Origin of the sequence: Nonomuraea africana, assembly GCF_014873535.1 — a bacterium.
In the GTDB taxonomy this organism is placed as follows: domain Bacteria; phylum Actinomycetota; class Actinomycetes; order Streptosporangiales; family Streptosporangiaceae; genus Nonomuraea; species Nonomuraea africana.
This window is the reverse complement of record NZ_JADBEF010000001.1, coordinates 2086272-2108604: the sequence shown is the minus strand read 5'-3', so window position 1 is coordinate 2108604 and position 22333 is coordinate 2086272. Positions and strand designations below refer to the sequence as shown.

The 22333-nt window shown below is 71.2% G+C and carries 21 protein-coding genes, 1 tRNA gene and 1 pseudogene; 3 read left to right on the top strand and 20 right to left on the bottom strand.

Annotated elements, in window-relative coordinates:
- Positions 1-149 precede the first annotated feature (149 nt).
- A complete protein-coding gene (locus H4W81_RS09805) occupies positions 150-2426 on the top strand; it encodes a catalase (protein WP_192774510.1) in 2277 nt (758 codons plus the stop codon).
- Position 2427: 1 nt separating this feature from the next.
- On the opposite strand, the gene H4W81_RS46895 is transcribed toward H4W81_RS09805, so the two are convergent.
- The 14 genes and pseudogenes from H4W81_RS46895 to H4W81_RS09740 form a co-directional block, all read right to left on the bottom strand.
- Positions 2428-2733 carry an alpha/beta hydrolase gene (locus H4W81_RS46895; protein WP_264083144.1) on the bottom strand — a complete coding sequence of 102 codons (306 nt, stop codon included), beginning with the start codon at positions 2731-2733 and terminating at the stop codon, positions 2428-2430.
- Between the two features lie 115 nt (positions 2734-2848).
- Positions 2849-3247 carry an STAS domain-containing protein gene (locus tag H4W81_RS09795; protein WP_225958528.1) on the bottom strand — a complete coding sequence of 133 codons (399 nt, stop codon included), beginning with the start codon at positions 3245-3247 and terminating at the stop codon, positions 2849-2851.
- A gap of 229 nt (positions 3248-3476) precedes the next feature.
- Positions 3477-4634: a cation:proton antiporter gene (locus H4W81_RS09790; protein WP_192774509.1), complete on the bottom strand. Its 1158-nt coding sequence runs from the start codon at positions 4632-4634 to the stop codon at positions 3477-3479.
- Positions 4635-4638: 4 nt separating this feature from the next.
- Positions 4639-5118 (bottom strand): cation:proton antiporter regulatory subunit, encoded by a 480-nt coding sequence (locus tag H4W81_RS09785; RefSeq protein ID WP_192774508.1) that lies wholly within the window; start codon positions 5116-5118, stop codon positions 4639-4641.
- A gap of 107 nt (positions 5119-5225) precedes the next feature.
- The gene (locus H4W81_RS09780; protein WP_192774507.1) at positions 5226-5972 is read right to left on the bottom strand and encodes a class I SAM-dependent DNA methyltransferase; all 747 of its coding nucleotides are present in this window, start codon (positions 5970-5972) and stop codon (positions 5226-5228) included.
- A 41-nt stretch (positions 5973-6013) separates the two neighbouring features.
- Positions 6014-8627 (bottom strand): annotated as a pseudogene (gene clpB / locus H4W81_RS09775) (ATP-dependent chaperone ClpB).
- A 14-nt stretch (positions 8628-8641) separates the two neighbouring features.
- Complete coding sequence (locus H4W81_RS09770; protein WP_192774506.1) at positions 8642-8971, bottom strand: chaperone modulator CbpM; 330 nt, start codon at positions 8969-8971, stop codon at positions 8642-8644.
- Positions 8971-9909 (bottom strand): DnaJ C-terminal domain-containing protein, encoded by a 939-nt coding sequence (locus H4W81_RS09765; protein ID WP_192774505.1) that lies wholly within the window; start codon positions 9907-9909, stop codon positions 8971-8973. Before H4W81_RS09765 ends, H4W81_RS09770 begins: the two co-directional genes overlap by 1 nt.
- Positions 9909-10484 carry a nucleotide exchange factor GrpE gene (locus tag H4W81_RS09760; protein ID WP_192774504.1) on the bottom strand — a complete coding sequence of 192 codons (576 nt, stop codon included), beginning with the start codon at positions 10482-10484 and terminating at the stop codon, positions 9909-9911. The genes H4W81_RS09765 and H4W81_RS09760 overlap by 1 nt, the downstream gene beginning before the upstream one ends.
- Positions 10453-12336, bottom strand: coding sequence for a molecular chaperone DnaK (gene dnaK, locus H4W81_RS09755; RefSeq protein WP_192774503.1), 1884 nt, complete (start codon positions 12334-12336; stop codon positions 10453-10455). The genes H4W81_RS09760 and dnaK overlap by 32 nt, the downstream gene beginning before the upstream one ends.
- Before the next feature lie 260 nt (positions 12337-12596).
- Positions 12597-12728: a hypothetical protein gene (locus H4W81_RS48435; protein ID WP_264083143.1), complete on the bottom strand. Its 132-nt coding sequence runs from the start codon at positions 12726-12728 to the stop codon at positions 12597-12599.
- 43 nt (positions 12729-12771) lie between these two features.
- Positions 12772-13383, bottom strand: coding sequence for a hypothetical protein (locus tag H4W81_RS09750; protein ID WP_192774502.1), 612 nt, complete (start codon positions 13381-13383; stop codon positions 12772-12774).
- A 236-nt stretch (positions 13384-13619) separates the two neighbouring features.
- Positions 13620-13925 carry a hypothetical protein gene (locus tag H4W81_RS09745; protein ID WP_192774501.1) on the bottom strand — a complete coding sequence of 102 codons (306 nt, stop codon included), beginning with the start codon at positions 13923-13925 and terminating at the stop codon, positions 13620-13622.
- A gap of 48 nt (positions 13926-13973) precedes the next feature.
- Positions 13974-14783, bottom strand: a complete 810-nt coding sequence (locus H4W81_RS09740) for an alpha/beta fold hydrolase (RefSeq protein WP_192774500.1) — start codon at positions 14781-14783, stop codon at positions 13974-13976.
- A 127-nt stretch (positions 14784-14910) separates the two neighbouring features.
- Between H4W81_RS09740 and H4W81_RS09735 the strand changes: the two genes are divergently transcribed.
- Positions 14911-16314, top strand: a complete 1404-nt coding sequence (locus tag H4W81_RS09735) for a GAF domain-containing protein (protein ID WP_192774499.1) — start codon at positions 14911-14913, stop codon at positions 16312-16314.
- On the opposite strand, the gene H4W81_RS09730 is transcribed toward H4W81_RS09735, so the two are convergent.
- The 6 genes from H4W81_RS09730 to H4W81_RS09705 form a co-directional block, all read right to left on the bottom strand.
- Positions 16308-16943: a hypothetical protein gene (locus H4W81_RS09730; RefSeq protein ID WP_192774498.1), complete on the bottom strand. Its 636-nt coding sequence runs from the start codon at positions 16941-16943 to the stop codon at positions 16308-16310. The genes H4W81_RS09735 and H4W81_RS09730 overlap by 7 nt on opposite strands.
- The gene (locus H4W81_RS09725) at positions 16933-17502 is read right to left on the bottom strand and encodes a TetR/AcrR family transcriptional regulator (RefSeq protein ID WP_225958527.1); all 570 of its coding nucleotides are present in this window, start codon (positions 17500-17502) and stop codon (positions 16933-16935) included. The genes H4W81_RS09730 and H4W81_RS09725 overlap by 11 nt, the downstream gene beginning before the upstream one ends.
- Positions 17503-17739: 237 nt before the next feature.
- On the bottom strand, positions 17740-18192 hold the full coding sequence (locus tag H4W81_RS09720) for a rhodanese-like domain-containing protein (protein WP_192774496.1): 453 nt from the start codon (positions 18190-18192) through the stop codon (positions 17740-17742).
- A complete protein-coding gene (selB, locus tag H4W81_RS49210; RefSeq protein WP_192774495.1) occupies positions 18185-19918 on the bottom strand; it encodes a selenocysteine-specific translation elongation factor in 1734 nt (577 codons plus the stop codon). Before selB ends, H4W81_RS09720 begins: the two co-directional genes overlap by 8 nt.
- Complete coding sequence (gene selA, locus H4W81_RS09710) at positions 19909-21171, bottom strand: L-seryl-tRNA(Sec) selenium transferase (RefSeq protein WP_318781630.1); 1263 nt, start codon at positions 21169-21171, stop codon at positions 19909-19911. Before selA ends, selB begins: the two co-directional genes overlap by 10 nt.
- A gap of 46 nt (positions 21172-21217) precedes the next feature.
- A tRNA-Sec gene (locus H4W81_RS09705) sits at positions 21218-21311 on the bottom strand.
- An 18-nt stretch (positions 21312-21329) separates the two neighbouring features.
- Here H4W81_RS09705 and selD point away from each other — a divergent pair.
- Positions 21330-22328, top strand: a complete 999-nt coding sequence (gene selD / locus H4W81_RS09700; protein ID WP_192774493.1) for a selenide, water dikinase SelD — start codon at positions 21330-21332, stop codon at positions 22326-22328.
- The last annotated feature ends 5 nt before the right edge of the window (positions 22329-22333 follow it).

Sequence of the window (22333 nt, the reverse complement as noted above, 5' to 3'; positions counted from 1 at the left end):
CCGGTTCAAGGGGGCGAAGGTCGGACTCCGGCCCGGTTTTCCCCTCATCTCCGGAAACGCTCGCTTTGACCCGGGGAATCCGGGTAGGGCCGCCCATGGATCAGCGCCGTGTCGAACGACGTCACGGCGCGCTTCTCTGGGGGTAACGCATGGAAGAGTCCCATCCGACCAACGCGACCGGAGCGATCCCCGGCCGCCCCGGCAGCGAGCCGCCGCCTGTCGCCGAGCCGACCGAGCCGAGAGGCCCGCTGCCGCCCAAGCAGGACCAGCGGGGTCCCGAGCCCTTCACCCCGACGGGCCAGCCGGACGGCGTGTCCCAGGAGGCGCTGGCGCAGGGCGGGGCGTACCTGACGACGGCACAGGGGACCCGGCTGCCCGACAGCGACCACTCGCTGAAGGCGGGCCCGCGCGGACCCGTGCTGCTGCGCGACCAGCACCTGAGGGAGAAGATCACCCACTTCGATCACGAGCGTATTCCGGAGCGTGTCGTGCACGCCCGCGGCGCCGCCGCGCACGGGATCTTCCGTTCGTACGGCACGGCCGGCAAGGTGACGAAGGCCGCCTTCCTCGCGGAGGGCGCCGAGACGCCGGTCTTCGTCCGCTTCTCGACGGTCCTGGGTTCGCGGGGCTCGGCCGACACCGTCCGTGACACGCGCGGCTTCGCGACGAAGTTCTACACCAGCGAGGGCATCTTCGACCTGGTGGGCAACAACATCCCGGTGTTCTTCATCCAGGACGCCATCAAGTTCCCCGACATCATCCACGCGGGCAAGCCGCATCCCGACAGGGAGATCCCGCAGGCGCAGAGCGCGCACGACACGTTCTGGGACTTCGTCTCCCTGCACACCGAGGCTACCCACCACACGTTGTGGAACATGTCCGACCGTGGCATCCCGCGCTCGTTCCGGACGATGGAGGGCTTCGGCGTCCACACCTTCAGGCTGGTGGACGCCGCGGGCGCGACCACACTGGTGAAGTTCCACTGGAAGCCCAAGGCGGGCGTGCACTCCCTGGTCTGGGAGGAGGCGCAGCTCATCAATGGAGTGGACCCCGACTTCCACCGCCGCGACCTCGCCGACGCGATCGAGGCGGGCGCCTTCCCGCAGTGGGAGCTGGGCATCCAGGTCTTCCCCGACACCCCGGAGCAGTTGTTCGAGGGCATCGACCTGCTGGACCCCACGAAGATCGTTCCCGAGGAGCTGGCGCCGGTCCAGCCGATCGGGTTGCTGACGCTCAACGCCAACCCGTCGAACTTCTTCGCCGAGACCGAGCAGGTCGCCTTCCACGTGGGCAACCTCGTGCCCGGCATCGACGTCACCGACGACCCGTTGCTGGCCGGGCGGCTGTTCTCCTACCTGGACACCCAGATCACCAGGCTGGGCGGGCCGAACTTCACGCAACTGCCCATCAACAGGCCGCACGCCGTCGTCAACGACATGCTGAGGGACGGCATGCACCAGACGGCCGTGCACAGCGGCGCCGCGCCGTACAAGCCGAACTCTCTGGACGGCGGCTGCCCGTTCTTCGCCGACGGGCAGGAGCGCGGCTACGTCGAGGTGCCGGTGGAGGTGGCGTCGGCGCCGCGGGTGCGCGAGGCGCCCGCGACGTTCGCCGACCACTTCACCCAGCCCCGGCTGTTCTGGCTGAGCCTGACCCCGGTGGAGCGCGAGCACGTGATCGCCGCCTACACCTTCGAGCTCGGCAAGGTCTACGAGCAGGCGATCAAGGAGCGCACCCTGCAGGTGCTCGCGGAGATCGACCCGGTCCTGTGCGAGCAGGTGGCCGCGGGCCTCGGACTGCCCGCGCCCAAAGCGGCGCAGCCGCTGCCGTCTGTACAGCCGAGCCCGGCGCTCTCGCAGGTCGGCAAGGAATGGCCGACGGCCGGACGGGTCATCGGCATCATCACCGGTGACGGCGCCGATCTGGAGACGGTCAAGTCCGTGCGGCAGGCGATCCTCGACGGCGGCATGGTGCCGCTGATCATCGCGCCCACCGGCGGCCCGCCCGATGGCGAATCGCGCAACGGCGTGCGCGGCGTGCTCGACGCGCTCACCGGCGGCGGGGAGCCGCTCGTCGCGCAGCGCACGTTCGCCACGGCCAGGTCCGTCGAGTTCGACGCCCTGCTGGTCGCGGGCGCTCCCGCGCCCGGCGCGGACGCCTACGGCGCACGGGACGCCAAGGCCGGCGACCTCGGCGGCGCGATCGACCCGCGGGTGCTGCTCATGCTGGCCGAGGCCTACCGTCACGGGAAGCCGATCGGCGGCTGGGACGGCGCCATGGAGGCCCTCGCCCTGGCGGCCATCCCCACGGGAGCCCCTGGCGTGCTGCTCGGCGACCGTGGCGACGAGGTGCTGACGGAGATCGTCAGACTCCTCGGCCGGCACCGCGTCTGGGAACGCTTCCCCGCCGCCGCGGCTTTGAGCTGACCTACCGGCGCCGAGGGGCCCGCCTCATTGGACGCCCCGTCTCCCAGGAGCAGACGGGGCGTCCGGCTGAGACACCGCGGTCACGGGCCAGGGCCAGCCTTCCGCGCGGGCCGCAGCAGCTCGGGCAGTCCCGTCGCCACCTGCGGCATCCGCTCCGCCCTCCTATCCGGCCAGCGCGCGGCGCAGTGCGGTGGCCAGCTCGGCGTTCTGCCTCTGGGACACCGGCGGTGATGATGGCCTGTGACCCGTGGAAGGTGCCCGGCCACTGGTGCAGCTCGACCGAGACGCCCGCCTGCAGCAGGCGCAAGGCGTAGGCGATGCCCTCGTCGCGGAGCGGGTCGAACTCCGCCGTGGCGATTGCCGGCGATTCGCGCGACGATCGGCGCGGGGAAGGGGCGGTAGGGCCGCCGAGGTGGCACTAGCTAGGGGTGGGCCTGCTCCGCCAGGGCGATCTCGGCCTCGGCCACCGTGGGATAGCAGTGGAAGACCCGGTGCAGCCCGGTGCGATGCAGGACCTGATCGCAGATGCCATGCGCGCCGGCCAGCGCCAACGGCCGGCCGGCATCCTTCAGGCGATACCGAGCGGCGATCAACATGCTGACCCCGGAGGAGTCACAGAATTCCAACTCCGACAGATCCACGACCACGCCGGGCGGATGCGGCGCCGACGCGGTCAACACCTCGTTCAGCCTGTCCCGCAAGAACGGCTTGGTGTACAGGTCCAGCTGCCCCTGCAGGCCGAGCACGACAGCCGTGGAACCGCGATGCACCTTGATACGCAGCCGCCCCATCGAAGTCTGCGTCCCCGGCAACCCCATCATGACCACCCCTACCGAGGACTTCCCGCTCGACCTGGGAAGAACTCTCAAACCGACGCATGCCCTCGGGCATTTCTGGATCGATCGTTGTCCTTGAAACCCGGTCCTCGCCGGGTAGGCCCGACCGCTCACCGGGTTCGGCGTGGCATCAGCCGGGCGACGAGGCGGCCCGCGCGCATTGCCGGAGCCGCCACGCCTTCCCGGTCTTCGAATCCGTCGTGGGACTGCGGCGTCAGTGCCTGGTCGTTCGTGGTTGGTAGGTCGGCGCGCCGCCCAGCCGCGTGGCGAGTGGCCCGGCTATCGCCAGGACGAGGACATAGGCGGCCACCAAGGGACCGAGCTTGTCGTGCTGTGCGCCGACCAAACCGATGATCACTATGGAGAACTCGCCGCGGGCGATGAGCGCCGTTCCCGCGCGCAGGCGTCCTCGCGCTCCCGCTCCCTCCCGGAAAGCCGCGTACTGGCCGGTGGCCACTTTGGTCGCGGCTGTGACCACGGCGAGGACGAGAGCCACCGGGAGCACAGGGACCAGATCCCGCAAGCTGACCGACAGACCGATCGCCAGAAAGAAGACCGCGGCGAACAGGTCGCGCAAAGGAGTGAGCACACTGCGAGCCCGCCTGGCGGCCTCACCGGTGAGCGTGAGCCCGACCAGAAAGGCCCCGACCGCGGCCGAGGCGTGGACCAGTTCGGCCAGCGCCGCCACGATCAGCGTGATGCCCAGCACTCGGAGCATGAGCTGTTCAGGATCCGGATCGGACAGCAGCCGGCCGAGGTGGTGGCCCCAGCGATAGGACACGACGAAGGCGGCCAGCACCGCGCCGACCGCGACGAGCACACCGAGCGTCGCCTGCAACCACGTGCCGCCGGAGGCGAGAACGACGAGCAGCGGCAGGTAGGCGGCCATGGCGAAGTCCTCCAGCACCAGCACCGACAGCACGGCCGGGGTTTCCCGATTGCCCAGGCGCCGAAGGTCGTCGAGGAGCCGGGCGATGATGCCGGAGGAGGAGATATAGGTGACGCCGGCAAGGGCCAGGATGCCGACGCCGTCCAGCCCGAGAAACCAGCCGGCCAGCGCGCCGGGGACGGCGTTCAGCACGAGGTCGACCGCTGCGGAGGGCACGTGGCGGCGCAGGCTGGCGGAGAACTCGTTGATGGAGAACTGCAGGCCGAGAGCGAGCAGCAGCAGGACGAGCCCGATGGCCGCGCCGATCTGGACGAACTCGCCGGCGGCGGGCACGGGAGCGATGCCTCCCTCGCCCAGCGACAGGCCGGCGAAAAGGTAGAGCGGGATGGGCGACAGGGCGAAGCGCCGGGCCAACGCCCCGAGCACGCTGAGGGCGGCCAGGATGACACCCAGCTCCAGCAGCAGCGCGACGGAGGTCTGCACGCGCTCAGCCCCGGATGATCTGTTCCACGCCGGCGATGCCGCTGCGGGTGCCGATGACCACCAGGACATCACCCGCTCGGAGCACCTGATCAGGTGTCGGTGACGCGATCACGTCCTCACCGCGGACGATCGCCACGATGGACGCCCCCGTACGGCTGCGCGCCCTGGTGTGCCCCAGCGGGCGATCCACGTAAGGAGAGCCGGGCCGCACCTCCGTCTGTCCGGCGCTCAGCCCTGGCACCTCCTTGGTGAGGTCCGCGAACCGCTCCGCGATGCGAGGCGCACCGAGGATCTCGGCGAGCGCGTCGGCCTCCTCGATGTTGAGCCGGAACATGGGCCGGCCCTCGTCAGGATCGTCGTTCGCGTAGACGACCAACTCGAACTCGCCAGTCCGCCGCGCCACGACACCGATCCGGTCGCCGTCATGGTTGGTGAACTCATACCGCAGCCCCACGCCTGGAAGGAGCACCTCGTTCACGTCCATGAACCCATCATCGTGCGGTGACCTGCACGAACGTGGGAGGGCTTGCCGGGCCGACGGGCCAAGGCCGTCGGCGATGTGCCACTGACGGACGTGGAACCCGTGCGCAACTAGTGGCGGTCCGGTGGGATGCGGTAGACGGACACGTGGGAACGCGACTCGGCGGTGAAGTCGGCTCCTGTCCAGTCGGCATGCCTGGTCTCCAGCTCGAACCCGGCCAGCTGAGCCATGAGGTCGAGTTCGGCCGGCCAGATGTAGCGGTGCGGGCTACGGAACAGCCGAGCCTGTCTGCTCTCATCGAACCTGAAATGGTGCGAGACGACGTGCTGGCGCAGCGCGTCGTAGGTGTCCAGGCCGATGTAGCCAGGCTCGCAATGGAAGACCGTGGCCTGCTGACCCGGTGGGAGCTTGCGCAGCTCGGGCACCCAGAGCTCGATCACGAAGCGGCCGCCGGGCGTGAGGTGGCGGGCGGCGTTGCGGAAGCACGCGACCTGCTCGGCCTGGGTGAGCAGGTTGGAGATCGTGTTGAAGACGAGGTAGACGAGCGTGTACTTCCCCGGAGCGACGGCAGTCGCCATGTCGCCGACGATCACCGGGATCGTCGCTTCGTCCACCTTCGTGCGCAGCTGGTCGATCATCGGAGGTGACAGCTCGATGCCGGTGACGGGCACCCCTCGCGCGGCGAGCGGCACGGCCACGCGGCCGGTCCCGATGGCGAACTCGAGCGCCGCTCCGTCGCCCGCGAGTCCGGCGAGGCGGTCCACGGTCGGCTCCAAGACCTCGGGCGCGAACATGCCGGTGCCCGGCGTGTCATAGCGCTGGGCGGTCTCGATGTCCCAGATCTCCTCCTGTCGCATGCCGCCAACGATGGCCGTGGGTGCACGCGTTGTCCAACGATTTAGTGACCGCCGACGACCAGCTCACCCTTCTTCACATCGACGTGGATCGTCGAGCCGTCGTCGACCTGCCCGGTCAGGTCAGCAGGGCCCGGGCGACGCGGGTCTCCAGCTCACGAGCGATGAACCTGCGCAACGGACGCGCGCCGTAGACGGGGTCGAAGCCCTGCCGGGCGATGAAGGCGCGGGCCGCCTCGGACACCTCCAGCGTCAGCCGGCGATCGGCCAGCCGGTTCCCGATATCGGCGAGCATGAGGTCGACGATGCGCTCGATCTCCTGCTGGGTCAGCGGCTTGAACAGCACGATGTCGTCGATCCGGTTGAGGAACTCGGGCCGGAAGTGCCGGCGCAGCGCCGCCATGACGCGCTCCCGTCCTTCGGGCTTGAGCTCGCCGCCCGGGGTCACCCCCTCGAGCGGGTGCTCCGAGCCGATGTTCGACGTCATGATGATCACCGTGTTGCGGAAGTCGACGGTCCGGCCCTGCGCGTCGGTCAGCCGCCCGTCGTCCAGTACCTGCAGCAGCGTGTTGAAGACGTCCGCGTGCGCCTTCTCGATCTCGTCGAACAGCACCACGGAGTACGGCTTGCGCCGTACCGCCTCGGTGAGCTGGCCGCCCTCCTCGTACCCCACGTACCCCGGCGGCGCGCCGACCAGCCGGCTGACCGTGTGCCGCTCCTGGTACTCGCTCATGTCCAGGCGGACCATGTTGTCCTCGGTGTCGAAGAGCGCCTCGGCCAGCGATCGGGCCAGCTCGGTCTTGCCGACGCCGGTGGGCCCGAGGAAGACGAACGAGCCGATCGGCCGGCGCGGATCCTTGATGCCCGAGCGGGCCCTGATGATGGCGTCCGCCACCAGCCGCACCGCCTCGTCCTGGCCGATGACGCGTTCGTGGAGGATCTCGTCCAGGCGCAGGAGCTTGTCCCGCTCGCCCTCCTGGAGCCGGCTGACCGGGATCCCGGTCCACCGCGACACGATGCCGGCGACCTCCTCCTCGGTCACCACCTCGCGAAGCAGCCCGCGTCCGTCCTGTTTGGCGGTCAGCCGCTCCTCCTCCGCGCTCAGCCGCCGTTCCAGGTCGGGGAGCCTGCCGTGCCGCAGTTCGGCGGCGCGGTTGAGGTCGTAGTCGCGCTCGGCCTGCTCGGCCTGGTGGCGGATGCTCTCCATCTGCAGGCGCAGCTCCTGGACCTTGCGCAGCGACTGCCGCTCAGCCTCCCACTGGGCGCGCATCGCGCCGGCCTCGGCGCGCAGATCGGCCAGCTCCCCGCTGAGCTCCCGCAGCCGCGCCCGGGAACCCGGGTCGCTCTCCTTGGACAGCGCGGCTTCCTCGATCTCCAGGCGCATCACCCTTCGGGTCAGCTCGTCCAGCTCCGCGGGCATCGAGTCGATCTCGGTACGGAGCATCGCGCACGCCTCGTCCACCAGATCGATCGCCTTGTCCGGCAGGAAGCGGTCGGAAATGTAGCGGTGGCTCAGGACGACGGCCGCCACCAGGGCGCCGTCCTGGATCTTGACGCCGTGGAAGACCTCCAGCCGCTCGCGCAGGCCGCGCAGGATGGACACGGCGTCCTCCACGGACGGCTCGTCGACCAGGACGGGCTGGAAGCGGCGCTCGAGCGCGGCGTCCTTCTCGATGTGCTTGCGGTACTCCTGGAGAGTCGTGGCGCCGATCAGATGCAGCTCGCCGCGGGCCAGCATGGGCTTGAGCATGTTGCCCGCGTCCATCGCCCCTTCGGCGGCGCCGGCCCCGACGACGGTGTGCAGCTCGTCGACGAACATCAGGATGCGCCCTTCGGCGGCCTTGACCTCGCCCAGCACCGCCTTGAGCCGCTCCTCGAACTCGCCCCTGTACTTCGCCCCCGCCAGCAGCGCGCCCATGTCGAGCGCGAAGATCGTCTTGTCCTTGAGGCCCTCGGGGACATCGCCGTGGTCGCTGCGCTGGGCCAGGCCTTCCACGATGGCGGTCTTGCCGACGCCGGGGTCGCCGACGAGCACCGGGTTGTTCTTGGTCTTGCGCGACAGGATCTGGACGACGCGGCGGATCTCGGTGTCGCGGCCGATCACCGGCTCCAGCCTGCCGTTCGCGGCGTCGGCGACCAGGTCCCTGCCGTACTTCTCCAGCGCCTCGTAGGCGGCCTCGGGCGTGGCCGAGGTGACGCGCTGGCTGCCGCGGATCGTGCTGAGGGCCTGCAGGAAGCGGTCGCGGGTGAGGCCCTGTGCCTGCGCAGCAGGCGGCCGGCCGCGGTCTGCGGGCCCTCGTCCAGCAGGGCGATCAGCAGGTGCTCGACCGACACGTACTCGTCCTTCAGCCGTCCCGCCTCGCGTTCGGCGGCATCCAGGAGCCGGGACAGTCGCTGGGTCAGGTAGACCTGTCCCGGCGCCGCTCCGGGCCCGGTCGCCCTGGGCCGCCTGGACAGCTCGGCCTCGAGGTCGGCGCGCAGCCGGTCCGGGTGCGCGCCGCCGTCTTCGAGCACCCGGGGGATGAGCCCCTCGGCCTGGTCGAGCAGCGCCAGCAGCAGGTGCTCGCCGTCCACCTCGGTGTGCCCGAAGCGCAGCGCCCTGGTCTGCGCGTCGTGCAGCGCCTCCTGGGATTTCTGGGTCAGTCTGTTGGCGTCCACCGTCCGCCTCCGGTCTAGCGGGTCTGTCGAGGGTCACTGTGCAGCGCCGCCTCCAGCGCGGCGATGCGGTCGAGCAGATCGCACACCAGGCCCAAGGCCGCGTAGTTGAGGGAGAAGGCCGCGCGCAGGCGCTGGATCCGCGCCAGCGAGGCCAGCTCGGCCGAGGAGAACCACAGCTGTCCGGTGGACGTCTGCTCCGCCTCCAGCACGCCGAGGCAGACCAGGCGGCGCACCAGCTCCGGGTGGGTGTCGGCGGCTCGGGCGAAGGCCTCCAGGTCCAGCCGGGCCGGACGGCCGACGCGGACCAGAGCATGGCTGTCGGCGAAGTGTTCGTTTGGCCGCATCACGCTTTCCTCGGATCGAACGATGACGTGGCGGCGAGCTGCTCGTACAGTCGCCGCTCCTGGTCGGTGAGTGTCGCCGGGATCATGATCCGCACCTCCGCGTAGAGGTCTCCCGGCGAGCCGCGCGGGTTGGGCAGCCCGCGGCCGCGCAGCCGTAGCCGCCGCCCGCTGGAGCTGCCGGGCGGGACCCGCACCTGAGCCTCCCCGCCGGGGGTCCGCACGGGCACGGACGTGCCCAGCGCCGCCTCCCACGGTGTCAGCCGCAGATCGACATGCAGGTCACGACCCCGAACGCGGAAGCGCGGATGCGGTGCGATGCGCACGACGAGATACAGGTCGCCGGGCGGCCCGCCGACACCGCGGCCGCCCTGTCCGGCCACGCGGATGCGCTGCCCCTCCGTGACGCCTGGGGGCAGGGTGACCTGGATGGTCCGTCCGCCGTCGAAGGTGATCGAGCGGCGACCTCCGTGATAGGCCTCCTCGACCGACACCTCGAGCTCGGCCTCCTGGTCCGCGCCGGGGACCGGTCCCCAGCCGCCGGGCCCGCGCCGCCCGAAGAAGCCGCCGCCGAAGAGCGCGTCGAGATCGATGTCCTCTCCGAACCTCGTCTCGAAGCCCCCGCCGGGGCCCCGTCCGGCGCCGGCCCAGGAGGTGGCGCCGGCCCCGGCGCCGCGCCTGGTCCTGGCCCACATCGCCGGGTCGACGTCCGGCGGGACCTGGCGGAAGTCCGCGCCGAAGGTGTCGTAGCGGCGGCGCTGCTCGGGATCCGACAGGATCGCGTACGCCTCGGCGACGTCCTTGAACTTCTCCTCGGCCTCAGGGCCCTTGTTGATGTCGGGATGAAAGGCGCGCGCGAGTTTGCGGTAGGCGCGCTGGATCTCGTCCTGGCTCGCGTCGCGCGCCACTCCCAGCACCTTGTACGGGTCACGGACCGCCATCACTGTCCTGCCTTCGCCGCCACCGAGACCAGCGCGGGCCGCAGCTGGTGTTCGCCGTCGCCGTAACCTGGCTGAAGGACCCGCACCACCGTTCCGGGGATGGCGTCGGTGTCCATCATGACGCTCACCGCCTCGTGCAGGGCAGGGTCGAACGGCACCCCCACCTCGTCCCGCCGCGGGTAGCCGAGTTCGGCCAGCACCTCCACCGCCTGGTCGCGCACCGCCCGTACACCGTCGAGGATGAGGCCGGGGTCGGCCTCGGCGTGCTGCAGCGCGCGCTCGAGGTTGTCCAGCACCGGAAGCCACCGGGCGGCGACACGGGCCCGCTCGCGTCGCCGTTCCCGGTCGGCCTCCCGCTCGAAGCGCTTGCGCAGGTTGTCCGCGTCCGCCAGCGCCCGCCGCCCGACGTCCTCCAGCTCGGCCACCTGCGCCTTGAGCCGCTCGGCCAGCGCGGCGGGATCCTCCTCGGACGAAGCCTCGGGCTGGGGACCGGGCGGGGACTCCGCCGCCTCCCGCAGCTCGCCGTCAGGCTCGTCAGGCTCGTCAGGAGGTGGTGTAGTCGGCGTCGATGACATCGTCGTCCGGCCCTCCCGTCGTGCCCGTGCCCGGTCCGGCTCCCGGCCCGCCCGCCGGGCCGGTGGCCGCGGCCAGACCGTGGAAGATCTGTTGCAGCTCGGAGGTGAGCGTGCGGAGCCGCTCCAGCGGCGCCTCGCTCTTGACCGCCTGCCGGGCGTCGTTCACGAGCATCTCGGCCCGCGCCTTCTCGTGGACGGGCACCGCCTCGCCCAGCTCCCGCAGGCGGCGCTCGACCTGGTAGGCCACCGAGTCGAGCTCGTTGCGCGCGTCGATCTGCTCACGCAGCCTGGCGTCCTCGCCGCGGTGCTGCTCGGCCTCGGCGATCATCCGCTCGATCTCGCTCTGGTCCAGGTTGGAGCTCTCGCTGATGGTGATCCGTTGCTCGGCGCCGGTGTCCTTGTCCCTGGCGGAGACGTTGAGGATTCCGTTGGCGTCGATGTCGTAGGTCACCTCGATCTGCGGGACGCCGCGCGGAGCGGGCCGGATGTTCTCCAGCCGGAACCGGCCCAGTACCCGGTTGTCGGCGGCCCGTTCCCGCTCGCCCTGCAGCACCACCACATCGACCGCGCTCTGGTTGTCCTCGGCGGTGCTGAACGTCTCGGTACGCCGGGCCGGGATGGTGGTGTTGCGCTCGATCACCTTGGTCATCACGCCGCCGAGCGTCTCCACGCCCAGGGACAGCGGCGTGACGTCCAGCAGCAGCACGTCCTTCGCCTCGCCCTTGAGCACGGCGGACTGGATCGCCGCGCCCATCGCCACGACCTCGTCGGGGTTGACGGACATGTTGGGGTCCTTGCCGCCAGTCAGCCGGCGGACCAGGTTCTGGACGGCAGGGATCCGGGTGGAGCCGCCGACCAGGATCACCTCGTCGATGTCACTCGAGGTGATCTTCGCATCCGCCATCGCCCGCTGCACCGGGCCGGTGCAGCGTTCGACCAGATCCGTGGTGATCTGTTCGAAGGTCGACCGCATCAGGGTCGTGTTGAGGTGCTTGGGCCCGGTCGCGTCGGCGGTGACGAACGGCAGGCTCACCTGTGTCTGACTCACCGACGACAGCTCGACCTTGGCCTTCTCGGCCGCCTCGAAGAGGCGTTGCAGGGCCTGCGGATCCGCGCGCAGATCGATCCCGTTCTCGCGCTGGAACTGCTCGGCCAGATGGTCGACGATCCTGCGGTCGAAGTCGTCGCCACCCAGGTGGCCGTCACCGGCGGTGGCCCGCACCTCGACGACGTCGTCGCCGATGCTCAGAATGCTGACATCGAACGTGCCGCCACCCAGGTCGAATACCAGGACGGTCTCGTTCGCCCGCTTGTTCAGCCCGTAGGCGAGCGCCGCCGCCGTGGGCTCGTTGATGATGCGCAGCACCGTCAGACCCGCGATCCGGCCGGCGTCCTTGGTGGCCTGCCGCTGGGCGTCGTTGAAGTAGGCCGGTACGGTGATCACCGCCTCGGTCACCTTCTCGCCGAGGAACTTGGCGGCGTCGTCGGCCGGCTTGCGCAGGACCTGCGCGGAGATCTCCTCCGGCGCGTACTGCCGGCCGCGCACGTCGAAGCGCACCGCACCGTCCGGGCCTTGGACCACGTCGAAGGAGACCGCGTTCATCTCGCTGGTGACCTCGCCGTGGCGGCGGCCGATGAACCGTTTCGCGGACGAGATCGTGCCCTTCGGATTCAGGATCGCCTGACGGCGGGCCATCTGACCGACCAGTCGCTCTCCCTGGTCGGTGAAGGCCACCACCGAAGGGGTGGTGCGCGAACCCTCCGCGTTGGCGATGACGGTCGGCTTGCCGCCCTCCATCACCGCGATGACAGAGTTCGTGGTACCCAGGTCGATTCCGACTGCCCTGGACATCGCTTTCCTCCCCCAGAGGATCGCCGCAGATCGGCTGGCAGACGTGGGACAGCGCCTCCGACACGCCCGCCTTACCCCGCACCATGAGGGCTATACGACTTATATAACTCTTTGTCGCATTTATGGCCAGTCGTACTCTTTAGGGCCGGTAGCACCTTCTCGTGCAGTCGGTGGCGGCACCCGACGGGGGCCACATGACCGACGGCCAAGGCCGCGGCTACCGCTTCGAGCTCTCTACCACCGAGTGGCACCGCGCCGAGTCAGGTGACGCGGCCGGGCTGTTCGAACGCGCAGTCGCCCGCGCCGCCCAGGCGGGCGTACTCCTCAGCCTGCGACGCCACGCAGAATTCCCCCGCCGGCCCCCTGGCAGTAGGCGAGGCACTCCTGCGCACCGACCGCTCCCCGAACGATGTCTGAACGAGGCGAGCCCCGAGCTCACCCGCCCGACCGCGGGCGCCCGGCGGTGCTCCTCCGGGCGCCGCGTGACGTGGCGGCGGAGGCGGGCTTACCTGGAGAGGTGTCCGTCGAAGCGGCGGTGCTCTTTGACGAGGTGCCCTTGGACACGGCGGCGGTCTTGGGGGTGCCCTTGGACGCGGCGGTGCTCTTCGGCGTGACGGTGCTCTTCGGCGTGACGGTGCTCTTCGGCGTGACAGTGGTCGCGGCGCGGCTGCGCTCGGCGGCGGACGGGGACTCCTGCGCCGTGCGCTCCGGGGGTCCGCCCTCCCCTTGCCGACCGCGTTGCGCGATCATCGCGCCCGCGCCGATGGCCGCGGCCACCGGCCACTCCAGCACACCGAAGGCCGCAAGCGCGCCCAGCGCGCCGTAGTAGGCGATGCGGTCGGGCGGGGGAAGGAAGGTCCTGGCGATGTCCACGGCATGCCCGACCTCCTGCCGGGACAGGCGCGGGAGCGGGATGTCCGGCATCTCGAGGTGCGGCTTCGGGATGTTCGGCATCCGCAGGTCGGGGCGGCGGACCTGGATGGTGAGAAGCGGCAGATCGAGCGTGAGCCCTTTGGTCGTGCGCGCTCCGGGCTGGGCAACGGCCATGATTCCTCCCCCACTCGGGGACGTCGGACGCCTCTCTTGCGCGCTCCGGCGTGACCAGCGCCCGCAAGCGCCCTTCGCCTTCCAATACTTCGCGAGGCCGTGTGTTCCGAACAAGGATTCCGTGCCCTATTTTATGATCAAATATCCGGTTTCTGGTAGGCCATCCGGATTTAAACGGTGACGGCCACCCCGCGCGCTGCGGTGCGCGGGATGGCCGTCACGTCATGGCGTCGCGCCTAGCGCGCGACGTACTCGGCCAGCACCGCGGCCGCCCCCTGCGGATCGCCGACCGGGTGCCGCTTGTTGGCGTTCTGCCAGGAGTAGCTGGCCCCGCCGTAGCCGACGAAGACCCATACCGGCAGGCCAGGCGCGGGCCTGTGCACCATGAGAGCGGTGTTGTTGTCCCGGAGCTCGGCGTTGACGCCGAGCAGGACGAGCTGGTCGCGCAGCCGGACGAGCTGGTGTTCCTGGTCGAGCTGAGCCAGGTCGACGGCGCCTGCGGGCGCGATCCTGATCACCTCGCGCTCCTTCGGCTCGGCCATCCGCTGGTCGGTCGAGACACGTCCTCTCCCCCTTGTGAGTACTCTTCGTCACGAACGCAGGAAGGCGCCCAGGGTCTCGTTGAACTTGTCGGGCTCCTCGCTGAACGGGGCGTGGCCGCTGTTGTCGAACCTGGCCACCTGCGCCTTCGGCAACCGGCCCGCCAGCCATTCGTCGAGGTCGCCAGGGAAGATCTTGCTGCGCGCGCCGTACACCAGCAGGGTCGGCACGGTGAGCGCGGGCAGGACGGGACGCAGGTCGGCGTAGGCCATGTCGTACCAGATGGCCAGCGCCGCCGACGTGGCCATCTTCGTGGTCTCGGCGTAGACCGCGTCGATCACCTCGTCCGGCGGGGTCTCGGCGAAGCACGCGGCGATGAACGGCTTGATCACGCTCGGCCTGGCGTACCTGACACCCTGTGCGAAGACCGCGAGGTCGGTCGTGGAGTAGCCGCCGAGGAGCGGGAACTCCCAGCCCTCCCCGTCAAGGAAGCGCGGCGACTGGTCGACGAAGACCGCCGAGCGCAGCAGGTCGCAGCCGAACTGCTGGACGTAGGACAGGATGACCGCCGTGCCCATGGACCAGCCGACCATGGAGACGTCGCTCACCTGGAGGTGCTCCAGCAGGATGCGTACATCGCGGGCGTATTGCGACAACGTGTGGCCGTCATCTGTTTTCCCGGACAAACCATGCCCGCGCAGGTCTACAGTGATGACCCGATTCGACTCGCTGAGCGCGCCGACGTTCTGTCCCCAGAACGTGCTGTTCATCGTCCACCCATGGATGAGCAGCACGGCGGGCCCAGAACCGTGGTCTTCGTAGTAAAGCGGCACACCGTCTGGCAACTCCAGGTATGACATCTTGTCTCTCCCACAGGTGGAAATGTCTGGGCCGTAACGACTATCCGCTATGCGCCTTGGCCGCCCAAGAGTTGCGGCCGCGTTGCATAGGGGTTGCATTCGGTACTAACTTTCTCGACAGGAGATCATGGACGACTCGACGCGACGGCTGGCCCGTGCTCGCGAGAGCGCGCTGAGCGGCCAACGAGCTGCGCAGGTACGCCCGGAGGTACGGGCGTCGTGGGACCGTGCCCGCCTCCAGGGCGTCCACCCCGACCGCTCGCTGCCGCCCATCGAGCTGCCGGAGGACCGGGTGCGCGGGCTGCAACGCGATCACCCGATGGCCTCGGTCTGGCCCACGCTGCTCGGCACGCTGCGCGACGCGGCCACCCAGCCCGGTCATCTGATCTTCGCCAGCGACTCGGCGGGGCACCTCCTCTGGGTCATGGGCGACCGGTCGGCGCGCAGGCTCGCCGAGGGCGTACATCTGGTGCCCGGTGCGCTGTGGAGCGAGGGCAAGGCGGGCACCAGCGGCGTGGGTACCGCGCTCGCGCTGGGCCGGCCGTTCCGCGTGCGCGGCCCCGAGCACTTCCTCTCGGTCGCCGTGGACTTCACCTGCTCGGCCGCCCCCATCAGGAACCCGGTCACCGGCGAGCTGCTCGGCGCGATCGACGTGACCTGTCCCACGCCGGCCGCGAACTCGCTGTCGCTGTCCCTGGTCGTCGCGGCCGCGCGGCTGGCCGAGGCGCAGCTGGGCGAGCAGACCAGGCAGCAGGACGAGCGGCTGCGCATGCGCTATCTCGAACACGTCATGCGCCACAAGGGGATTCACAGCGCGCTGGTCGGCGCCGACGGCCGGGTGTTGCACGCGTCGCCGGGCGGCTGGCTGCCGAAGCGGTGGCCGACACCGCCCCGCGAGGGTCCCGCGAAGCTCCCCGACGGCCGCAGGGTGGTGTTCGAACGGCTGTCGGCGACCGGGCCCTTCGCCGTGCACTGCGTCGACGGCGCCGACAGCACCAGCGAGGCCCTGGTGCTGCACGCGCTCGGCCGCGACCGCGCGTGGATCCGCCTGGACGGCGTCGCCCACGAGCTCAGTGCCAGGCACAGCGAGCTCGTCGTGCTCCTGGCGGCCCATCCGGCCGGGCTGACCGCCGACGCGCTGGCGCGCCTGACGTATGGGCAGGACGGCAAGACGGTCACCGTCCGCGCGGAGATGACCCGGCTGCGCCGCATCCTGGGCTACCGCCTGGCCTCCGATCCGTACCGGCTGGTCGGGCAGACGGCGGCCGACTTCCTCACCCTGGACGACGACCTGGCCACCGAGAGCGTCGGCGCGCTGCTCGACCGCTACCGGGGGCCGCTGCTGCCCTCGTCGCGCGCGGAAGGCGTCGAGGCGCTGCGCGACCGGCTGCACCAGCGGCTGCGCGTCAGGGTGCTGTCCCACGGCGACCCCGACGCGCTGACCCGCTGGACCACCGCCCCGCACGGGCGAGACGACGTGCTGGTACGGCAGGCGCTGGAGCGAGCGGGGTCCGCCGACCGCGCCTACTGAACGCGATGCTCCCGTTGTCCATGCGGCGCTTCAGGCGGCTCGGCCACCGAGCGCATGGGCGCCTCCGGAACCAGGTAGCAGACCAGGAGCTTGAGGAAGAAGAAGGCGGTGAACCACGCCAGGGTCTCGGGCACCGGCACGAGCGTCAGGTTGACCAGCACCGCCGCCATGTAGGCCGCCATGGCGGCGGGCCGTCTGGCCTCCAGCCTGGCCGTCTCGATCAGCAGGGCTCCCGCCAGCAGGAGCACGGTGTTGACCAGGAACCACCCCCATGCCGCGTCCAGCACCACGAATGCGATCGCCGCCAGATAGATCACGTGCGCCGCGACGAACCCCAGCCGTGAGCGGGATGGCTTGCGGTGATACCACCTCTTCGCGGCGTTGGTCGCGTTGGTCATCACGCCGCCGACAAGGTCGAGGCCGATGACCAACGTGACCGCCCACGGCAGCCATCCCCCCTGAACCGGCGCCGCGAGCAGGTGCCAGCCGAGTAACGCCATGCACGCGAGCGATCCGGCGATCTCCATCTGCAGCTCGGCCCTGGTCTTGCCCGGGCCCATGAACCGCTCCAGCGCGCCTCTCCACCCCGGCGGCGTGGCCGGGATGTCCCAGTCGATCTCAGCTCTCATCGGGCTTCCTCCACAGTCCTTCGATCAGACTCCACGTCACGTCAGGGACACTTGCGCCTTCGCGGAGCCGTACGGCCAGCCAGACGTCGGCGGCGCGCAGGACGGCGGCGGTCGCGGCGAGCATGAGCTCGCGGTCCACGTCGGCCCTGATCACGCCGAGTGCCCGCCCGTTGTCGAGCACGGGGGCCAGCCAGGGTGCGGGGTCCTGGGCCGTGCTCGCGTTGAGCAGTGCCAGGTCCTCGGGATGCGCCAGCCCGTGCGCCACCAGCCGGTCGGACGCCTCGCGCAGCCGCTGCCAGAACTGCTCGGCCGAGCTCGCGTTCCGCCAGTCCCCGAGCGCTTGGAGCACCCGCGCGTGCACATCCTCGATCACCCCCGCGAACAGGTCCTCCTTGCCGTCGAAGTACTGGTAGGCGGAGGTTTTGGAGATCCCGAGCTCCGCGATGATCTTGTTATAGGAGGCGCGGTCGAGGCCGTCCCGGGCGAAGTGCGCACGGGCCACCCGCAGGATCGACTCCCGCCGATCGGCGGGCAGCCGGTAGAAACGCGGAAGCGGCATGTACCGATGGTACACCCCACCGGTCTAGAGAGATCCGGAGTGGTGTCAACGCCGCTGCAGGGCGAGCAGTTCGGAGACGTGACTTCTCCGCCCGGCCTTCACTCGATGCGCACCGCACCACCTTGGCAGGTCATCGTCTGTCCGCGCCCACCCAGCCGGGCCCCCGGCCCTCAGCCGGACCCTGAGAGTCACTGGCTTTCCGAATGACCTGGCGTCCGTGTCACGCCTCGGCCGCCGCTAACCCAGCGCCGTCGACAACCATGGGTCCGCGGCCGCCCCGTCGCCCGGGCCGCGTGGCGCCGTGGGCCGGGCGGGGTGAACCACCGGCAGGCCATCCTGAATCCACGCGTCGAGTCCGCCGATGACATCGGTGGCGTGGCGCAGGCCGAGCCGGCGCAGCTCCGCCGCCGCCAGAGAGGAGGAGTAACCCTCGGCGCAGATCACGATCCAGGGGATGTCGTGGGAGGTGGCCTCGGGGATGCGGGAGTCGCAGGTGGGGTCGAGCCGCCACTCCAGATGGTTGCGTTCGATGACGATGGCGCCGGGGATCTCCCCTGCGGCCCGGCGCTGGAACTCGGGCCTGGTGTCGACGATCACCGCACCGCGGCTCACCGCCGCCCACGCCTCGGCGGGGCGCAGGCGGCACAGGTCCGCGCGGGCCTCCGCCAGCAGCCGGTCGACGTCAGTCATGGGGACGGCAGGTCCGGAGCTCGTTGTCGGTACGCCGGGTGATTCCTCGGGCATCGAGGGACTCCAAGAGGGGTACGGCGACGCGGCGGCTGGTGTCCAGGGCGACCCGCGCGTCGCTGACGGTGAAGGGCGATGGCAGTCGAGCCAGCATCTCGGCCGCCCTGTCCAGCGCGTCGGGCAGCAGGACGACGTTCTTCCCGATCGACGTCAGGGCGCCCGCCCGCAACGCGGCCGCCAGCGCCTTGCCCGTCAGGCCGAGCTCGGCCAGGCGCTCGGCTGTGGGCGCGTGGAAGGGGCGTTCGGCCAGCTCGGCGGCCAGCTCGGCGACCGCCTCGGCGATCGGGGGAGGCAGCGACCGTCCCGCGGGAAGGATCCGTCCGGCTTCGAGCACCAGGGGTGGCGCGACGAGCGCCTCGGCGAGCCTGCGGTCGGGCAGGCCGAGCAGCTGGGCGGCGGCGTCCACGGTGATCCCGGGATCGAGCGGAGGCCGCCGCGAGACCTGGTCGGCGAGACGGCCGCCCAGGGACGACCAGTGCGCGGGATCGGCGTACCAGTCACCGACCACAGGGGCGCCGCCGGGTGGGCAGCCCATCGCGGCGAGCTCGGCTCCCGTCAGCAGGCCGTGCCAGCGCAGCAGGGCCGCGGAGTCGGGCAGGTCCACCTCGTCGAGTGCGGCGGCCCTGGCGGCCGCGGCGCCCCGTCGGCGCAGCGGAGCGGGACGGATGTCCAGCACACGCAGTCCGGTGACGATCTCGCGGCGGCCAGGGTCGCGCAGCAGGCCCCGATCACCAGTCCTGAGCGGCAGGGGACGGGCGAGGGTGAGCCTGGCGGTGCCGGCGCCGAGAGCACGCAGCCTCACGGGAACGGCGGCCGAGCCGACGTGGAGGACCGCTTCCCGCCGCTGGTTGCCGTCCGGATCCAGCCGTACGTCGATGACCTGGGCCGGCATCCAGGCGCCCGGCGTCAGCAGTGCCGTGCCGCGCGACAGGTCGTCACGGTCGACGCCCCGGAGGTTGACCGCGACGCGCGCGGTCGCCGAGACCTGCTCCGCCTTCTCGCCGAGCGTCTGGAGCCCGCGGACCCTGACCAGGTGCCCGCCGGCGTCCAGCTCGTCGCCGACGCGCAGGCTGCCACCTGACAGGGTTCCGGTGACGACGGTCCCCGCGCCCGTGATGGTGAACACCCGGTCGATCCACAGCCGGACCGCTCCCTCCGTGTCCGGCTCGGGAATCGCGGCGGCAAGACGCGCCAGGGCGGCCTCCAGCTCGGCCAGCCCCTGCCCGGTCCGCCCGCTGACGACGACGGAGTCGATCCCGGCCAGGCCGGTCTTCTCGAGGTGGTTGCGGGCCTGGACCAGGGCGGGTTCGGGGTCGGCGAGGTCGGCTCTGGTGACGACCAGCAGCCCGTGCCGTACGCCGAGGGCGTCGAGGGCGGCCAGGTGCTCGGCCGACTGGGCCTGCCAGCCCTCGTCGGCCGCGACGACGACCATCACCGCCGGGCACGGCCCCACCCCGGCCAGCATGTTGGTGACGAAGCGCTCGTGCCCGGGAACGTCGACGAACGCGATCCGCTCACCCGACCCGAGCGTGGTCCACGCGAACCCGAGGTCGATGGTCATGCCGCGGCGGCGTTCCTCGGCCCACCGGTCAGGCTCCATCCCGGTCAGCGCCCTGACCAGCGTCGACTTGCCGTGGTCCACGTGGCCGGCCGTGGCGATCACCTGCACGCGCGCTCCACCGCGGCGAGGATGACCTCGTCCTGAGCGGGATCGACCGCGCGCAGGTCGAGCACCAGCCGCCCGTCGGTGACTCTGCCGACCACGGGCGGGTCGTTGGCGCGCAGCCGTACGGCCAGCTCCTGGTCCACGGCGATGCCCGCACTGGGCAGCTCCACCCCCGGCGCGCCGCCGCCGCCGACCCTCGCGGTCGTCGCCACCGCCTCCGCGCGGGTGCCGAGGCGCCGCGCGAGGCGCTCCGCGCGCTCCCTGAGCTCGGCGACGCTCGTGTGCAGCGAACGGTGCAGCGGCGGGCGAGGGCCGCGCAGGGTCGCCTCGATCGCGGCCAGGGTGAGCTTGTCCACCCGCAGCGCGCGGGCGAGGGGATGGCGGCGCAGCCGTTCCACGATGTCGGCGTCGCCGAGCAGCAGCCCCGCCTGCGGGCCGCCGAGGAGCTTGTCGCCGCTGGCGGTCACGAGCGCCGCCCCCTGGCGCAGCGCGGTGTCCGCGTCCGGCTCGCCGGGCAGCAGCGGCTCGGGCCGCAGCAGCCCCGAGCCGATGTCGGCGACCACGGGCGGCCCGAGCGTGGCGAGCTGCTCGACGGAGACCTCGGAGGTGAACCCCTCGATCCGGAAGTTGGACGGATGCACCTTGAGGAGGAAACCCGTCTCAGGCCCGCACGCCTTCGCGTAGTCGTCCAGCGTGGTCCTGTTGGTCGTGCCCACCTCGCGCAGCCGGGCCCCTGTCGACTCCAGCAGGTCGGGCAGGCGGAAGCCGTCCCCGATCTCCACCAGCTCGCCGCGGCTGATCACGATCTCCTTGCCCCGCGCGAGCGCCGTCGCCGCCAGCACGAGGGCCGCCGCGTTGTTGTTGACGAGGTGGACGGCCCGCGCCCGCGGGACGGCCTCGGCCAGGGCGGCGAGAGCCGTACGGCCACGGCGGGCCCGCCGGCCGCCGGCCAGGTCGAACTCGACGTCGGTGTAGTCGGCGGCCGCGGTGACCGCCGCGACGGCGGCGGGTGAGAGCGGAGCCCTGCCCAGGTTGGTGTGCACGAGCACGCCGGTGGCGTTGACGACCGGCTGGAGGCCGCAGGCGGTGCCGGGCAGCAGGGCGAGCGCGGCCTCCACGGCCTCATCGGGGAGGGCCAGGCCGTCACGGACGCGCTGCTGGGCGGCCACGACGGCGGCCTTGACCAGGCCGCGGCCGAGCGACTCCTGCGCGGCGGCCAGCCGGTGGTCGGCCAGCATGACATCGGTCCGCGGCACGGAACTGCGTCGATCCACTCGCGACCAACCCCCGACTCGGTGATCAGCGGAGGCGGACGGGAATCGAACCCGCCGCGCCGAGCTGCTCGGCGCCACTGGTTTTGAAGACCAGGAGGGCCACCAGACACCTAAACGCCTCCGAAGTGGATCATAGCCCCATGAACAACATCAGGCTCACGCAATACGGCAATGGAGGCGGCTGCAGCTGCAAGATCCCCCCAGGCGAGCTGGAGGATCTGGTGGCCGGGCTCCCCCGCACCCCGTCGGGCGCGCCCGGCAGGTTGCTGGTCGGGATCGAGCACGGCGACGACGCCGCGGTGCTCCAGGTGGGAGAGCGCGACACCCAGGCCATCGTCGCGACGACGGACTTCTTCACCCCGGTCGTCGACGACCCCTACGACTTCGGGCGGATCGCCGCCACCAACGCCCTCTCCGACGTCTACGCCGTGGGCGGCGAGCCCGTCATCGCCCTGAACCTGCTCGGCTGGCCGCGCGACGTCCTGCCCCTCGAGCTCGCCCGCGAGGTGCTGCGCGGCGGATCGGCGGTGACGCAGGCGGCCGGCTGCCACCTGGCGGGCGGCCACAGCATCGACGACCCGCATCCCAAGTACGGGCTGGCCGTCACCGGCGTCGCCGACCCCGACCGCCTGCTGCGCGTCGACGCGGGCGAGCCGGGCCTTCCCCTCACCCTGACCAAGCCGCTCGGCATCGGCGTGCTCAACACCCGGCACAAGGCCACCGGCGAGGTCTTCCCCGAGGCGATCGCGGCGATGACCACGCTGAACCGCGACGCCTCCCGGGCGGCGCTGGCCGCGGGGGCGCGCTGCGCCACCGACGTCACCGGCTTCGGCCTGCTCGGCCATCTCTACAAGCTGGCCAGGGCCAGCGGCGTCTCGGCCGTCGTCGACAGCGCCGCCGTCCAGTACGTGGAGGGCGCCCGCGAGGCCGTCCGCGACGGATACGTCAGCGGCGGCTCCCGCCGCAACCTCGACTGGATCGCGCCCCACTGCGACTTCGGCGACCTGCCGGAGACCGAACGCCTCCTGCTCGCCGACGCGCAGACCTCGGGCGGCCTGCTCGTCGCCGGTGAGATCCCCGGCTTCCCCGTGATCGGCGAGCTCGTCCCGCGACGGGAGGACGTGCTGATCCTGAAGTGAGGAGG

Coding starts and splice junctions, on each gene's coding strand:
- H4W81_RS09805 (WP_192774510.1), top strand. CDS start 150: ATGGAAGAGTCCCATCCGACCAACGCGACCGGAGCGATCCCCGGCCGC.
- H4W81_RS09795 (WP_225958528.1), bottom strand. CDS start 3,247: ATGATGGGGTTGCCGGGGACGCAGACTTCGATGGGGCGGCTGCGTATC.
- H4W81_RS09785 (WP_192774508.1), bottom strand. CDS start 5,118: ATGGACGTGAACGAGGTGCTCCTTCCAGGCGTGGGGCTGCGGTATGAG.
- H4W81_RS09780 (WP_192774507.1), bottom strand. CDS start 5,972: ATGCGACAGGAGGAGATCTGGGACATCGAGACCGCCCAGCGCTATGAC.
- H4W81_RS09770 (WP_192774506.1), bottom strand. CDS start 8,971: ATGCGGCCAAACGAACACTTCGCCGACAGCCATGCTCTGGTCCGCGTC.
- H4W81_RS09765 (WP_192774505.1), bottom strand. CDS start 9,909: ATGGCGGTCCGTGACCCGTACAAGGTGCTGGGAGTGGCGCGCGACGCG.
- H4W81_RS09760 (WP_192774504.1), bottom strand. CDS start 10,484: ATGTCATCGACGCCGACTACACCACCTCCTGACGAGCCTGACGAGCCT.
- dnaK (WP_192774503.1), bottom strand. CDS start 12,336: ATGTCCAGGGCAGTCGGAATCGACCTGGGTACCACGAACTCTGTCATC.
- H4W81_RS09750 (WP_192774502.1), bottom strand. CDS start 13,383: ATGGCCGTTGCCCAGCCCGGAGCGCGCACGACCAAAGGGCTCACGCTC.
- H4W81_RS09745 (WP_192774501.1), bottom strand. CDS start 13,925: ATGGCCGAGCCGAAGGAGCGCGAGGTGATCAGGATCGCGCCCGCAGGC.
- H4W81_RS09740 (WP_192774500.1), bottom strand. CDS start 14,783: ATGTCATACCTGGAGTTGCCAGACGGTGTGCCGCTTTACTACGAAGAC.
- H4W81_RS09735 (WP_192774499.1), top strand. CDS start 14,911: ATGGACGACTCGACGCGACGGCTGGCCCGTGCTCGCGAGAGCGCGCTG.
- H4W81_RS09730 (WP_192774498.1), bottom strand. CDS start 16,943: ATGAGAGCTGAGATCGACTGGGACATCCCGGCCACGCCGCCGGGGTGG.
- H4W81_RS09725 (WP_225958527.1), bottom strand. CDS start 17,502: ATGCCGCTTCCGCGTTTCTACCGGCTGCCCGCCGATCGGCGGGAGTCG.
- H4W81_RS09720 (WP_192774496.1), bottom strand. CDS start 18,192: ATGACTGACGTCGACCGGCTGCTGGCGGAGGCCCGCGCGGACCTGTGC.
- selD (WP_192774493.1), top strand. CDS start 21,330: ATGAACAACATCAGGCTCACGCAATACGGCAATGGAGGCGGCTGCAGC.